Origin of the sequence: Streptomyces sp. NBC_00433 (assembly GCA_036015235.1) — a bacterium.
Taxonomy (GTDB): Bacteria; Actinomycetota; Actinomycetes; order Streptomycetales; family Streptomycetaceae; genus Actinacidiphila.
In genome coordinates, this window is the sequence record CP107926.1 from 2,541,428 (window position 1) to 2,555,950 (window position 14,523).

Here is a 14,523-nt window from a genome sequence, read left to right on the forward strand (position 1 = left end):
TGGAGACATGCGCGCTGTGACCGTCGGGATCGTAGGAGCGGCAGCAAGGCGCGTCAATAGGTCTGGACCAAAGGAGGGCCCGGCGCTCATGTGCTGAGCGCCGGGCCCCCGAAGCCGAGCCGGTGCTACCTGAGGACGACGGAGTAAAGGCCTCGGCCGTGAGTCGCGGCGTAGACGCGCCCGTCGGGGCCGGACTTGAGCTGGAGGACGGCAACGGCTGGAAGGCTGCCGACCCGGCTCCAGCCGGTGCGGTGCGGGGAGCGGTAGACGACGCCCAGATCGGTGGCGAGGGCCAGGCCGCCGCCGGGCAGGGCGAGCAGTGCGTCGGTGGGCACGTCGGGCAGGTTCGCCGAGATGTCCTTCCAGGTGGTGCCGCCGTCCCGGGACTCGAAGACATGGCCCACACCCGCGCCGGGGCCCTCGGTCCAGTGGCGCGAGAAGCCGTTCACCGCGAGGTAGACGTGCTCGGAGTCCGCCGGGTCGATGGCGAAGCCGGACAGGTACCGGTTGGGCACGGTCCCGTCGACCGGCAGGCCGACCTGGTGCCATCCGGTGCCGTCCGCGTTGCCCACCGCGATACCGCGGGTGAAGCCCTCGTTGTTGCAGGGGCCGCACCACGCCGCGTAGACCTTCCCGCCCTGGGCGGCGACGGCGGTAGCGGTGTGGCCCTCGCCGAGGTCGAAGGCGTCCGTCCACTCGTCGCCGCTGCGTATGGCGTAGCCGTGCGTCTGCACCCACACGTGCCGGCCGCCGGCGATCCAGGTGTCGCTCCGCCTGGTGTCGACGCCCAGCGGGGCGGTGAAGCGGGCCTCGGCGGTCTCGTTGTCGGGAGGCGCCACGTCGTAACTGGTGGCCTTCGTCGGGTCGTCCACCCAGGCGCCGTCGTTGACGGCGCAGTTCTGGGTGACGTTGACCGCGAGGTAGACGTACTCCTGGGCGATGTTGCAGCCGTCGGCGGGGTCGGTGAGGGTGTCGCCGCCGTCGCCGCCGAAGTCCGAGCCCATCACCTTGTCGCCGGGGCGCAGGATGGACTGGCCGTTGTCCTGGAGGCCGCCGTTGACGGCGAGGCCGCGGCCGGACGGGTCGCGGCCCACGCCCACCGAGTAGTACTGCAGGGTGTCGATGGTGCCGTCGTTGGTGGACACCCAGTCGGTACCGTGGCCGTCGGCGTCCTTGGCGCCGTTCAGCGGCCGCTTGTAGACGCCGCCGTCGTCGCCGACGTAGAGGTACGTTCTGCCGTGGCTGCTGCCGACCGCGACGGCGTGCTGGTCGGCGTGGACGGTCGGGTTGCAGTCGCCGGTCTGCTTGGCCGGGTCGATGCTCCAGCAGGCGAAGCCGAAGTTCCAGTAGGGCCCGACCGCCGACCAGTCGGCGCCGCCGTCGCCGGTCTCGAAGACCTCTTCGAGGCCCGCGTAGACGTGGTCGGCGTCCTTCGGGTCGACCTGGAGGAATTCGTTGTACCAGGCCTGGACACCCGGCATGAAGCCCGGCTCGTCCAGCGCGGATCCGGCGCCCGCCAGCGTCTCGGTGTCTGCGGTCTTCGTCCAGTTGCCGAACGGGTCGCCGCTCTTGGAGACGTAGATCCCGTCGAGGTTGCTGTCCGGGTCGGTGGTCAGCGCGGTCGGCGACTGGTTGATCACGTAGTAGCGCGAGCCGTCGGCCGAGCGGGCGAAGGTCACGTTGCCGACGCTGCCGGCGTCGGTCGGCAGGGCGCCCAGGGAGGTGACCCGGGTCCAGTGGCCGTGCACCTTGCGGTAGAAGCCGTTGTAGGTGTCACCGCTACGCCAACCCACCGCCAGCAGAACGTCGGACGGGTTCTTCGGGTCGATCGCCACGTCGTTGGCGATGTTCTTGTACGGCGCGTCCGGGTCGTCGGCCTGTGAACCGCCCGGCAGATAGGTCGGGTTGGGGGAGAACTCCAGTTTCCAGGGGCCGCGCAGGTCCGTCGTGGAGTGGCTCCAGACGCCCTTGCTCGTCGACGCCCACACCGTTTTCCCGCCGAAGCGCAGGGTGTGGATCGTCGTCGAGTCCAGTTCGCTGCCGCCGACCCGGTCGCGGGCGGTGAAGGTGCCGCTGTGCGGGTGCGCGAGCACGTAGACGCCGCTGCCGAGGTAGGCGTCGGCATTGGTGGTCGCCTCGCCGGTCCCGAGCCACAGCCGGCCCCCGCCGTCCAGCGCGAGCGCGCCGGTCGCCTGGGTGGGCAGCGCGTCGCTGATCGGCTTCCAGTGCCCGCCGCCGGTCGCCGAGCGCCACACGCCGCCGCCTGCGCTGCCCTCGTAGACGTAGCCGCTGCCGTCGGCCGCGAGGGCCGCGGCCCGACCGGTCACCTGGCCGGCCCCGCCGCTGGAGTTGGAGTCGATGTCGCGGTAGCGCGGGTCGTCCGAGTCGTACGGCAGACCTGTCAGGTGCTGCCACTTCCCGCCGGTGGCGGGCAGTGCCTTCAACTGGTCCCAGGCGGCGGAGAACGCCCCCGGTGCGATGGTGCCCGGCGACGTCCGCGCCTCGGCGAACTGGGCGGCGCCCTCGGCGATCTCGTCGGCCTCGCCGCCGCCGTCGTCGTCCCCGCCGTCCCTGTCCTGAGCCGTGACAGCGGTGAAGGCGTGCGGCCTGGCCCCCGGATGTCCGGGCGCCGCGCCCGCGGGTAGGGCGACGAGCGCGGCCAGTGCGGTGACAGCTGAGATCGTCAGCCAGCGTCTTCTTCGGGTGGATGCGTGCACAGAATCTCCCGGGACGGACCTGAATGGGGATCACTCAACGGCCAATCGATCACGCGAACCGCTGCCGGCGGCGCCACCGCACGGAATCTTGGCCGAGATTTTGGCAAGGACCTGCCACTCGGCGCTCCCGGTGCCAGGGCACACCGGCCTTCACGCGGCGGCGTCGTAGGCGGCCCGCGACCCGACGCGGCCGCGGGTCCGGGGCTTCGGGGCCCGCTCCGCGAACACGGCCAGGCGCAGCACGAGATAGCGGCCGATCCCCACCAGCGCCGTGGCCGACAGGTAGACCGCCTGCTGAAGGACGACCCCGGCACCGGGACGGAGCGCGGCGAGCGCACCGACCGCGGCGGACGTGACCAGCCAGCCGAAGGCGACGGTGGCCGCGCTCTTGAGGTGGCCGGCCGGACCGGGCCGTCCGTGGCCGAACGAGACGCGGGAGTGCAGCTCGGTGGCGACCACGCTGGAGGCGACGGTGGTCAGCGCGTTCGCCGCCATCCACGGCATCCACTGCGAGAGGAGGACCAGGGCCGCCGAGGCCGCCAGGGTGACCCCGCCGCCGAGCCCGGCGAAGCGCCCGAATGTCGCCGCGTGCCGGCGGATCACCCGCGGGCCGTCCATGGGGGTCCCCTCCGCGTCCGCTGTCCCTGAGGGGTCCGTCGTCGTCATGCCGCAGAGCGTGGCGGACCCGCCATTCAGCGCGGTTTCAGGGCGTGCTCAGGGCGCCGGCCGCGGTGAAACCGGCGCCGCGGCCGCTCGCTTCGACGCGATCAGCCGCCCAGGGACTGGAGTCGGGCCCCGGAGGGTCCGGCGGTGACCGCCTGACCGCATCACTCGATGTCGCGGGGCCGACCGCGGGCCCGTCCCCCGAGAGGGGACGGGCCGGGCGGACGCCAGGTCAGAGGGCGGATGTGCTCGGGGAGAAGTTCAGGTCGCCGGAGTAGGCAGCAGTGACGGTGTGGGGGCCCGGGGCCGGCGGCGGCACCTTCAGCGTCGCCTTGCCGGAGGTGGAGAGGGGCGCGGGGAGCTGCGGGACGCCGTCCACCGTGAAGAGGACCGTGCCGGTCGGGTCGCCGGAGCCCGGGGCGATCGCGTCGACCTTCGCGGTGAAGGTGACCGGGCGGGCGGGCTTGGCCGGGTCCGCGGAGCTGGTCAGCTCGGTGGTCGTGGCCGAGGGCCGTACGGTGACGGGCAGGAGGGCGCTGGTGCTGGGGGCGTACGCGGCACTGCCCGAGTAGGCGGCGGTGACGGTGTGCGGTCCCGCCGTGAGGTCCTTGAGCCGCAGTGTCGCCTTGCCGGAGGACTTCAGCTCCACGGGGGGCTGGGCGGCTCCGTCGACGGTGAAGACCACCGTGCCGGCGGGCTTGGAGCTGTGCGCGGGCGGTGCCGCCGACGGGGTGACCACCGCGGTGAAGGTGACCGCCTGCCCGTAGGTGCTGGGCTCCAGCGACGACGTCACGGTCGTCGTCGTGGCCGGCTCCACGGTGACGGTCGCCGCGGGCGAACCGCTCGCCAGGTAGTCGGCGCTGCCCGCGTAGGCCGCGCTCACGCTGTGCGTGCCGGTGCCCAGCGTGGCCAGGCTCAGCGTGGCGCTGCCGGAGGCGAGGGCGACCGGTGGCCGCGCGGCGCCGTCGACGGTGAACACCACGCTGCCGGCCGGCGTGCCCGCCCCGGGGGCGAGCGCGGCGACGGACGCGGTGAAGGTCACCGCTTCGCCGGCCCCCGCCGTGTCGCGGTCGGCGCCGAGGGACGTCGCGGTGGCCGCCGGGCCGACGTGCTGGGTGAACGCGGCCGATGTGGCCGGCGCGTACGCGGAGTCGCCCGAATACGCGGCCGTGACGGTGTGCGCCCCCGCCGCGAGCGTCGACAGGTCGAGCGCGGCGGTGCCGGCGTCCAAGGCGACGGGGCTGCCCGCGGTGCCGTCCACGGTGAAGGTCACCGTCCCGGTCGGGGCGGTCCCGGCCCCGGGGGCCACGGCCGCGACCGTCGCGGTGATGCTGCCGGACTGGCCGGTCACGGACGGGTCCGCCGTGGAGGCCAGGGTCACCGAGGCTGCGGCCGGAAGCGGGACGCCGGACGCGAGGGTGAGCCGGCCCACCGCCTGGTAGGCCTGGTCGGTGAACCAGATGTTGCCGTCGGGGCCCGCGGCCACGCCGAAGGGGGAGGCGTACTGCTTGGGCACCGTGAACGCGGCCACGTCGCCGCCCGGTGTGATCCGCAGCAGCGCCGCGGGGTAGTTGCTGTCGTTGAGATGGTTCACGGTGAGGTAGAGGTTGCCGTCAGGGCCGGCGGCGATGTCCTGCGGGTGGATGTTGTTGCCCGGGAGCAGGACGTACGACACGCCCCCGCCCGGGGTCACCCGGGCCAGTGCGGAGCTGCCGTAGATGCTGAAGTTCAGCGGCACCCAGAGGCTGCCGTCGGAGCCGGCCGCGATACCGCCGCCCAGTCCCCCGTCGCCGTAGGGCAACTGGTACTGCGTCACCTCGCCGGACGGGGTGACCTTGTCCACGATCGTGGAGAGCTCGTAGTCGGTGGCCTCGGTCAGCCAGATGTTGCCGTCCGGACCCGCGGTGATGTCGAACTGGGCGGGCCAGCCGGTGCTGGGGATGGGGAACTGGGTCACCTCCCCGGAGGTCGTCATGCGGCCGAGGAAGCCGCTGCTGCCGTCGGCGAGATTGCCGAAGAACCAGACGTTGCCGTCCGCGCCGGCCGCCAGCCCGGACAGCCCGCCGGCGTAGTCCTGGCTCGGCAGCGGGTGCGAGGTCGCGACGCCGTCCGGCGTCATGCTGACGATCTGCGCCGTCCCCGAACTGCTGGTGTCGAACCACAGGTTGCCGTCCGGGCCCACGATGACGTCCTGCGGGTACCCCGGAGCGTGGAAGTGCCCGACGACGACCCCGGCCGGCGTCATCTCGTTGAGGTAGCCCCCCACCCCGTACCAGAGGTTGCCGCCGGGCCCGGCGACGATCCCCGCGGGAGCGACGCCCTGGGCCGCGAACTCGGTGACGGTCCCCGGTTCGTCGGCCGCCGAGGCGGCGGGCCCGTTCGCCAGGCCCACCAGGAGCGCGGCGGTCAGGACCGCTAACGCGCGGACCCGTCTGATGTTCGACAACATGGCTTCCCCCCACAGGTGATGACCGTCATCGACGGCCAATCCGATGATCCGACAATCCTCCGTGATGGGTAGCTTTACATGGATGAACGGACGTTCGTCGCATAATCTCCGCATTCACAGCCCGCGCGGGCCCGCGGATCCGCGACACCCCTGGTCAAGCCCCCGGCCCACGCCCCGCACAAGCTGACGCAACGGCCGTGCCCCGAGGCCGACGCAGAATCCGCCGCGGCCTGGGCTGGAGGCAGTGGGTCGGAATCGGTTGTCCGGCGCGGCCCAGGGTGTCATTCTGCGGCCATGCCCGAAATCGCCCCGCCCGCGCACGCCAGTGTCCTGCAGGAGGTGCGGGAAGTCCGTCGGGCCGGGATCGTACAGCTGCGTCGGTTGAAACTGCCCGCGCTCGAGGCCGCCGCCACGATGCGACTGGGACAGGTGACTCCGGAGGCGCGAGCGGTCGCGGTGGAGCAACTGTTGCACCTCGCGGTGGGGCACATGGGCAGCGGCACGCTGCAGGACGCCGCCGCGTACAGCCTGGGGCTGGTGGACGGCACCCGGGACTGGGCGGCCGCGGACCGGCGGCGAAAGGCTGCGGGGGTCTACGGGATCAGCGTCGAGCGATTCCGCAAGCACCAGGAACTGATAGTGCTCGAACAGGTGGCGGACCAGGTGCTCCGGATGACGGGCGCATCGCTCGCCGGGCTTCCCGCCGAGGTCGCCACCCTGACGACCGCGCATCGCACCCTCACCGTTTCGGCCGGCGGCCACACCTCGCGGTTGACCCTGCACGTCCATCCCGTGGATCTTTTGCGGGACGTGGACGTGATGGTGACGCCCACCAACACGTACCTGGCACTGCCCGAGCCGTACAAGTCGTCCGTGTCGGCGTCCCTCAGGCGGGCCGGGGCCTCGTCCGACGCCACCGGCGCGCTGCTGGCCGACCACATCGGGGACGAGTTGCACGCATGGACAGCCCGGCATGACGCGCGTGGCCGCGCGGTGACGCCGGGCACCGTCGTGCCGACGGGATCGGGCGCGCTCGCCGAGCAGGGTGTGCGGCGGCTGTACCACGCCGCGCTGGCGGTTCCCCGGCCCGGGACCAACGACTACGACGTGGAGCCCACCGACATCACCCGCTGCGTGACCCGCGCCTTCGGCGTCCTGGCGGCCGAGCATGCCGGGTTCGACCCGCCACTGCGCTCGATCTGCCTGCCGCTGCTGGGTGCTGGCCGGGGCGGTCTGCGGCCGGAGGTGAGCGTCGCCGCGATGTGGGCGGCGATCGAGGCCGAGTTGCTCCGCGGCGCCCCCTGGGACGTGCACCTTCTGGTGCGCAAGCCCGAACGGGCCGAGACGATCGTCTGGTTGCTCACCGGAAGGCGGCCGCGCGATGGCATCGCCGTCACCTGAGCCGTACGACGTGCTGGGGGCGGCAGCCGCCGACTGGGACCGGCTGGACGCCTTGCTGGACGCTGGCACCCGTATCGAACTGCGGGTGGCCGTAGGGGAATTGCGCACAGCCCAGGACCCGGCCGCGCGGCTCGCGGCGGCGAACCGTGCGGCGAGGCTGCTCGGCTCCTGGCTGCCCGGCGGTGGCCGGTACGCCCAAGGTCCCTCCCCGACCGCCGCCACCTTCACCGCGGCCGATCTGGCCGTCCTGGTCCTGGACCGGCATCGGATGGTCGGGCCGGTGCTCGGCGCCGTTCGGGACCGACTGCTCGCCGAACCCGCGCTGACCGAGGCCGACGCACAGCGGTGGGGCGCCGACCCGGCAGACCCGCGGTTGATCCGCCTGCCCGCGTACGAGGACGGCGTTCTGCTGCCCCGATTTCAGTTCGCCGGCCCCGCTGCCGGACCGTGGCAGGCCGTCCTTAAGGTCAACGTCCTGCTCGGCGCCGACCACGATCCCTGGGGGGTCGCCGATTGGTGGCTCTCCCCCAACGCCTGGCTCGATACCTCCCCGGCGCAGCTCCTCGGCACCGGGCGCGACGCCCAACTGGTCGACACCGCCCGCTACGAGACCGAGGACGACTGAGTCCATGGTGAACAGCCGTCCGCCCACCGCCCTGCCCGGCACGCCCAGGCCCGTTGTGCTGGCCGAGGGCACCGAACTCTTCCGGCTGCACAGCGCCCGCAGGACCGCCACCGCCTTCAACCCGTCTCCCGCCGATGTGTTCTACGGCGGCGGCCGATTCGACGCGACCGCGTTCGACGCGTACACGTACCTGTACGCCGGACTGACGGCCGCCGCGGCGGTGTGCGAGTCGCTGCTGCGGTCGGTGCCGTTCGCCGAGAACTCCGGGCCCCGGCTGGTGCCGAAGGCGAGGGTTCTGGGGCGGCGGCTGTCCTTCCTCCGGCTGGCCGCCGACCTGACCGTGCTGCCGCTGGTGTCGGGCCAGGACCTTGCGGCGGTCGCCCAGGACGCCTGGCTGACGCAGGCGGAAGCGGCCGACTACCCGTTCACCCGGCACTGGGGCCACTGGATCCGCGCGCACAGTTCACCGTGGGCTCAGGGATTCGTGTGGCCGTCCAAACGGGAGCCGGCCGACCGGGCCCTGGTCCTGTTCGGCGACCGCTGCCCACCCGGCGTATTGACGGAATCCGGGGCGGTGCCCGTCGAACTGGACCAGTCTCAGGGCGAAAACTGGCTCAATTCTGTCCTTGAGCCCTATCAGGCGCGACTGGCGCCGTAGCGTCACGGACCGTGGAGACAGTCAACGGTCCCGGCACACCGGGTGGGCGCAGGCTGGAGGCCGCGGTGGCCTTCGACCGGTGGGAGGAAGATCCGGACGACGAGCGGCGCTTGGCCGACGGACTACGCCTCGCCCTGGCCCTGCTGCCCGACGTCGGGGGCACGGACGACGAGCCGTTGCTGCACGAAATGCTGGGCGACCTGTATTTCCACCGGTCCCTCGTGACGGGCATCGACCCGGCCGTGTCGGTCGACGACCTGCGGGCCGCCACCGAACACCATCGGAGCGCCGCCGGAACCGCCGGCGCCGGCGCCGACCTCGCTCTGCTGCGGCAGAAGCTGAGCCTTTCCCTCGTGCTGCTCGGCAAGGTCACGAACGACCCGGCGGTGCTGCGGCAGGCGCTGGCGGAGTTCGGCGGGGCGCTCGCGACGGTCGAGCAGGTGCGGGCCGCGATGGGCGCGGAACCCACCGCCCAGGACCCGGGCGAACCGTGGTGGCTGTGGCCCACCACCGTCGAAATGCTCTTCGCGCGTGGCCTGTTGTGGGGCCAGTGGCGGGACATGACACAACTGGACGCCGCCAAAGGGGAGTTGGCCGCCGTACTGGCCAGAGAGGCGGCGTTGGACGACCTCGACCCCAACTACCAGGACCTGCTGGGCAGGTTGCTCTACGCCGTCGGCGCCGAAAACGACGACGACGCCTCCCGCGAACTGGCCCTGGAACTGCTCCGCAGGGCGGTGGCCGGCTGGCGGCCCGACGTGGACGGCGACGTCCCGCCCGCTGCCACGGCCCTGGCGATGCTGCAGTTCTCGCGCTACGGGGCGGACCGCGACCCGGATCGGCTGGCCGACGTCGCCGCCGGTGCCCAGGTCCTCCTCGCGCTGCCCGGGTTGGACCCGGAACTGCGCCCGCAGTTCCGGATGCTGCAACGGGCGGTGCACGTCGAGCGCGTCGAACTGGGCCTGGCGGAGTCCGATCCGGCGATCTTGGCAGGGGCGGACCCGGACTACGCGGCGATACTGCGGAGCACGATGGCCGAGATGCCGGACCTCGACGAGTCGGGGCGGTCCGCCATGGAACGGGAGATGACCGGCCCCCAGCAGCTCGGGGACGCCTTCGACCGGCTCTACGGCCGCTGGCAGTCGATGGATCACGGCAGCGAGGATTACGGGGTGGCGGCCGGCGCTCTGCTCACCCAGGCCATGAACGCCGACCCGCATGGCCGGCATATCGGCCAGGAGCGTGTCGAGGAGCTGCTGAAGGCGGCCGTCGCGGTGCGCACCGAGAACAGTGCGTGGCAGGTGGGCCTGCGCGGCCTCACCAGCATGCTGCTCGCCAGGAGCGGGATCGCCTCCGGCGGACCGGCTGTTCAACGCGCGGTGGAATACGCGGAAAAGGCCGCCCTGCTGGGGGCGAGCGACCAGCAGCTGCGGGCGGTGGCGGGTCTCAGCAGGTCCACGGCCGCGGTGATCCGCGGCCAGCTGCTCGGCAGCAGGGACGACGTGGAATCCGCACTCGCCGAGTGGCAGAACGTGCGCGATTCCGATGTGCTGGATGACCGCCAACGGCACCTCTACGACGCCCAGTTCGCCTCTCTCGCGGTCGGTCGGGCACTGGCCCGCCGCGATCTGGCGGGCGTCGACGCGCAGGTGAGCACGCTGACTCAGGTGTTCCGCGGGATGCCGCCCGACGACTACTCCCGTGCCGAGACGTGGACGCTGCTGTCGAACGCACGTATGGCGCGCGACCGGCTCGCCGATGACCTGGGCGAGCCGCCACTGCCCCCCGAGCCCGGCCGCCCGCGGCCCGCCGAGATCCGCGCGTCGGCGAAGAAGCTGCCGCAGGACCACCGCGCCTGGGTGCTCGGCGACAACGGGACCTCCTGGTGCGCGGACGGCGTCCGCACCAGGAATCTCGCCGTCCTCGTGGAAGGCACGGCTCTGGTGGAGGAGGCGCTGGAGCTGTGCGACGAGGGGGGCGACAGCTGGCTGCGGTACGCCTACTCGCTGGGCATCTCCAACTGCGCCCGCGCGCAGTTCGAACAGAAACTCAGCCGGCTCGACGCGGGCATCGGGTGGCTGGAGCGCGCGCTGTCGTTCACCGGCGGTCCCGAGCACCGGTTGTGGGTCACGGCCGGCATGAGCCTGGGAAACGCCTACCGGCTGCGCTCCCAAGCGCGTGGCAGCACCACGGCGCGCGCCGACCGGGCCCGGGGCCGGGCCGTCGGTCTGGACGCACTGCGCGGCCACGCCTGGGCGACCTTCCTCCAGTCGGGCACGGAACACGCGACGCAGGCAGCCGCGGAAGCCACCGAAGTGGCCCTGGACGTGGCGGGCTGGTGTCTTGAGGACGGGATACCGGAGGAGGCGGTCCGGGCCCTGGACTCCTGCCGCGGCCTGGTGCTGCACGCGGCGACGACGGCGACGACGGTCCCGGAGCGGCTGGTGGCGGCAGGCCGGGCCGATCTGGCCGACGAGTGGCGGGCCGCCGGCGGGGACGGCGCGAACGGCAGTGCGCCGGGCGTTCCGTCCGGGGCGTCCAGCGACCTGCGCCGCCGGGTGCTGGAGACGTTCACCGGTCCGGAAGGTGTCCGGCAGCCGCAGGACATGCTGCTGGAACCGCCCGGACCCGGGGAGATCGGCGCCGCGCTGCGCATGCTCGGCGCGGACGCGCTGGTGTACCTGGTACCCGGCGGCGAGGACCGCAACGGCGCGGCCGTGCTGGTCACGTCCGACGGCCGTACCCATTCCCTGCCACTGGTGCACTTACTGGAGCGGTCGGGCCCGATCCGTGACTACCAACCTCTGCCGCAGGGCCGGGACATGGGCCCGGCCACCCCGGTCGGCGAGCCGGGGCCGCCGCCGCTGGCCAAGCAGCTCGACCGACTGTGCTCGTGGGCGTGGTCGGTCGCGATGAAGCCGCTGTTGGGCTCTCTCGGCGCCCCCGAACGCAAGCCGGTTGTCGTCCTGGTGCCGATGGGCGCGTTCGGCGTGATCCCCTGGCACGCGGCGTGGGAACCCGGCCTGCGCGGCGCCAGGACGTACGCCATCGAACGCGCCTCGATCTCCTACGCCGCTTCGGCGCGGCTCCTGTGTGACGTCGCCGCCCGCCCGGCAGCGCGGCATCGGGGTACGGCGCTGATCGTCGGCAACCCCACCGGCGACCTGCGGTACGCGGGCGAGGAGGCGGCCGCCATCTGGCAGGCCTTCTATCCGGACGGCGAGTTCGTGGGCGCGCAGGCCACGCCGGACCGGGTGCGGAACTGGCTGCGCGGGCCCGACAGCGCCGGTGGGGTGCTGCACCTGGCCTGCCACGGCACAGTCGAGGAGCACCGCAGGCACAGTGCGTACCTCGCGCTCAGCGGCGGCGAACTCGCCGCCGAGGAGATGACGGAGGCGGCCCGGGGGCCGGGCGGGGACGCCACCGCGCTGGAGCTCGTGGTGCTGGCGGCCTGCCGCAGCCATGTATCGGGCCGTGGCCACAACGAGGCGTACAGCCTGGCCACCGCGTTCCTGGTGACAGGTGCGCGGTCGGTGGTCGGTTCGCTGTGGCCGGTACCGGATGCCACCACGTCGGTGCTGATGTTCATGGTCCACCACTACCTGCGCCGGGAGGGCGAACCGCCCGGACGAGCCCTGCGGCGGGCGCAGTTGTGGATGCTCGACCCGATGCGGCGGATCCCGGACGACATGCCGGAGGCGCTGCGCGAGCGGGCGGCGGTTGTGGCCAGGGACGATCTCTCCGGTTGGGCGGGCTTCACCCATCTGGGACAGTAGCGCCGGGGACGACCGTCCGCAGTGGCAGCGTCACCACCCCCCACTGGCCCGGCGGCCGCGGGGCGGTGGGCCCGAGATCGCGGCTGGGACGGGTGGGCGCGGCGAACCTCAGCAGGCCGTCGGCGGCCGGGCCCGTCTCCCGGCCGGTCGGCGCCTCCGGTCTCCAGGCGGGGAGTTCGAACGGCACGGTGTTCAATTCCCCTTCAGCGACGATCAGTTTGAGCCAGTCGCCCACCTCGGCGCCGGGTACCGCCGGACGCCCGGGTGGCAGCGACAGCCGTACCGGCTCGCCGTCCAGCGCGAGCCCGATGCGCCCCGGGCCGATGAAGTCGCCGCGGTAGAGGGCGGTGTGGCTCGCGTAGCTGTCGGTGAGGTCCAGCAGCACGCACCACAGAGTGCGGGACATGGAGCGGTTGTGAATCCGGATCGACACCAGCGGCTCGCGCGGGCCTTCGGGCCCGGTACCGTAGCGGAAGACCCGCTCGCCACCGCCGTCAGGCGGTTCGGCAGTGGAACTGCCCGACGGGATGATCTCGACCCCGACCAGGGAATTGAGGGGCGAGGCCACGTTCGACAGGTCCCGCAGCCGGTGCCATCGGGTGAGGTGGACCAGACAGTCCGCGACCCGCCACGCGTCGTGCTCGCCCTCGAAGGGAAGCGGCGGTACGGCCTGGCTGCCGTCCCTGCGCAGCACGCGGGCCGCTCCCGCCCTGATCGCCACCCGGAAGCCCAGCGAGCCGGCCACGATCGTCCCGGACCGCACCAGTGGGCTCGGCCCGCCGCCGGGGCCCGCCGACGCGAGCGCGGTGCGCAGCCACCTCGCGGCGCGCGGCTCGCCCGGAGCGTCGGTCGTCACCCACGCGGGCGGCACCGCCAGCGCGGACACCGCCACCGGATAGACCTGCCCCGCCCGCGGCACCCACCCGCACGGTACGACGAGTGTCCGGTCCGCGCGGACTGTGTGGGCGCGGACAGTGCGTGAACCGGTGGTACCGGCGCCGGGGTCAGCCTTCTGGCTGCCCGAGCCGGGGCCGCTGTACGGGCCGGTCGAGGTCGGTCCGCCGGCCGACGGCTCCGGTGCCGTCGCGGCGCCTTCCGGATCCTCGCCGCTCCCCCCGGTGCCCGGGTCAGGTGCGTCCGGGCTCGTCACCGTGAATTCCGTGCCCTCCGCGCCGCCCGTGTCGCGCAATCCGTGAGAGGCGCCGTAGTCGACCTCCCAGCCGTCGGGGCCCTGGCGCAGGAGGGCGGCGCCGGGATACCGCACGGCCCCGCCGAGCAGGGGCTGATCGGCGGGCCCGCCCGCGTCCGGCGGGTAGAGGGTGGGGTGCTGGAAGCCGGTGGAGACCTGGACCCGGCAGTGCGCGGCGGCCAGCAGCTCACGGTAGGCGGCAGCCGGGCCGGAGCCGGCCAGCGCGGCGAGCAGGGCACGGCTGAAAACCCCCTGTTGGTGACCGGAGAACGCGTCCTCGTAGGCGAGTTCGTTGAGCCGGCACGCTGCGAGCAGGACGTAGGAGGCGGCTGCCGGCGGTGCCTGCACGTCCCGCGCCGCCGGCCGCAGCCGCCGCCACCACGGCTCGGGCGGCGCCCAGCGCGCCGTGAGCCCGTGATCCCGGGTGGCGCCGCCCGAATAGCAGCAGTCCAGGACCGCGACGGTGTGCACCCCCCGTCCGGCCGACTCCGCCAGAAGCGCGCCGAGATCCTTGTCCAGCAGCGGCCCGTCGTGGCAGACCAGGGCCTGGCTGTACCCGGTGGCCTCGGTCGACTCGCGCTCGGGGCCTGCGGCGAACTCCGTACCGTGGCCGGAGAACCACAGCAGTGCGGTGTCACCGGGTTCGGCCCGCCCGAGATGCCCGGTGATGCCGTCGATCACCGCCCGCACGGTCGCGGAGCCGTTCGTCAGCACCTTCACCCGCACGGGCCCGTCGACCCCCTGCCGCAACCAGTCGTGCGCAGCGGCGATGTCGTTGAGACAGCCGGTCAGCGAAGGCCGGCCGGCGGGGTAGTCGTCGATGCCCACGAGGAGGGCGTGGACGGCCCTGTGCTCCGGTCTGTCGGACGGTGTCGCAGGCATGGACGAAGTCTGGCAGCCCCGGTGCGTCCGGGCATCGGGAAAGCCGGTTGCGCACAGGGCGATTCCCGGGCGGAAGAAGGTCATCGACCGCGAATTCGGCCAATGCGGCTCATGATGGCAACGGGCCCATTAATCTGCTGGCACGCTCCGGCACCGTAACGCG

The 14,523-nt window shown here is 73.0% G+C and carries 8 protein-coding genes; 4 read left to right on the forward strand and 4 right to left on the reverse strand.

The window, feature by feature from the left end; genetic code table 11:
• Nucleotides 1–125: 125 nt before the first annotated feature.
• The 3 genes from OG900_10520 to OG900_10530 form a co-directional block, all read right to left on the reverse strand.
• A complete protein-coding gene (locus OG900_10520; protein WUH90483.1) occupies nt 126–2,717 on the reverse strand; it encodes a glycosyl hydrolase in 2,592 nt (863 codons plus the stop codon).
• 150 nt (nt 2,718–2,867) lie between these two features.
• The gene (locus OG900_10525; GenBank protein ID WUH95700.1) at nt 2,868–3,335 is read right to left on the reverse strand and encodes a hypothetical protein; all 468 of its coding nucleotides are present in this window, start codon (nt 3,333–3,335) and stop codon (nt 2,868–2,870) included.
• Nucleotides 3,336–3,612: 277 nt separating this feature from the next.
• Entirely contained in the window at nt 3,613–5,829 is a 2,217-nt protein-coding gene (locus OG900_10530; GenBank protein WUH90484.1) for an Ig-like domain repeat protein, read from the reverse strand.
• 294 nt (nt 5,830–6,123) lie between these two features.
• Here OG900_10530 and OG900_10535 point away from each other — a divergent pair, with 294 nt between their 5' ends.
• From OG900_10535 to OG900_10550, 4 genes are read left to right on the forward strand one after another with little or no spacing between them, the layout of a single operon-like run.
• Nucleotides 6,124–7,230, forward strand: a complete 1,107-nt coding sequence (locus tag OG900_10535) for a hypothetical protein (GenBank protein ID WUH90485.1) — start codon at nt 6,124–6,126, stop codon at nt 7,228–7,230.
• The gene (locus tag OG900_10540; GenBank protein WUH90486.1) at nt 7,211–7,855 is read left to right on the forward strand and encodes a hypothetical protein; all 645 of its coding nucleotides are present in this window, start codon (nt 7,211–7,213) and stop codon (nt 7,853–7,855) included. The genes OG900_10535 and OG900_10540 overlap by 20 nt, the downstream gene beginning before the upstream one ends.
• A 4-nt stretch (nt 7,856–7,859) precedes the next feature.
• Entirely contained in the window at nt 7,860–8,513 is a 654-nt protein-coding gene (locus OG900_10545; protein WUH90487.1) for an RES family NAD+ phosphorylase, read from the forward strand.
• A gap of 11 nt (nt 8,514–8,524) precedes the next feature.
• Nucleotides 8,525–12,289, forward strand: a complete 3,765-nt coding sequence (locus OG900_10550; protein WUH90488.1) for a CHAT domain-containing protein — start codon at nt 8,525–8,527, stop codon at nt 12,287–12,289.
• Here OG900_10550 and OG900_10555 read toward each other — a convergent pair.
• Nucleotides 12,270–14,360, reverse strand: coding sequence for a caspase family protein (locus tag OG900_10555; protein ID WUH90489.1), 2,091 nt, complete (start codon nt 14,358–14,360; stop codon nt 12,270–12,272). The genes OG900_10550 and OG900_10555 overlap by 20 nt on opposite strands.
• Nucleotides 14,361–14,523: the final 163 nt, after the last annotated feature.

Coding starts and splice junctions, on each gene's coding strand:
- OG900_10555 (WUH90489.1), bottom strand. CDS start 14,360: ATGCCTGCGACACCGTCCGACAGACCGGAGCACAGGGCCGTCCACGCC.
- OG900_10540 (WUH90486.1), top strand. CDS start 7,211: ATGGCATCGCCGTCACCTGAGCCGTACGACGTGCTGGGGGCGGCAGCC.
- OG900_10530 (WUH90484.1), bottom strand. CDS start 5,829: ATGTTGTCGAACATCAGACGGGTCCGCGCGTTAGCGGTCCTGACCGCC.
- OG900_10525 (WUH95700.1), bottom strand. CDS start 3,335: ATGGACGGCCCGCGGGTGATCCGCCGGCACGCGGCGACATTCGGGCGC.
- OG900_10535 (WUH90485.1), top strand. CDS start 6,124: ATGCCCGAAATCGCCCCGCCCGCGCACGCCAGTGTCCTGCAGGAGGTG.
- OG900_10545 (WUH90487.1), top strand. CDS start 7,860: ATGGTGAACAGCCGTCCGCCCACCGCCCTGCCCGGCACGCCCAGGCCC.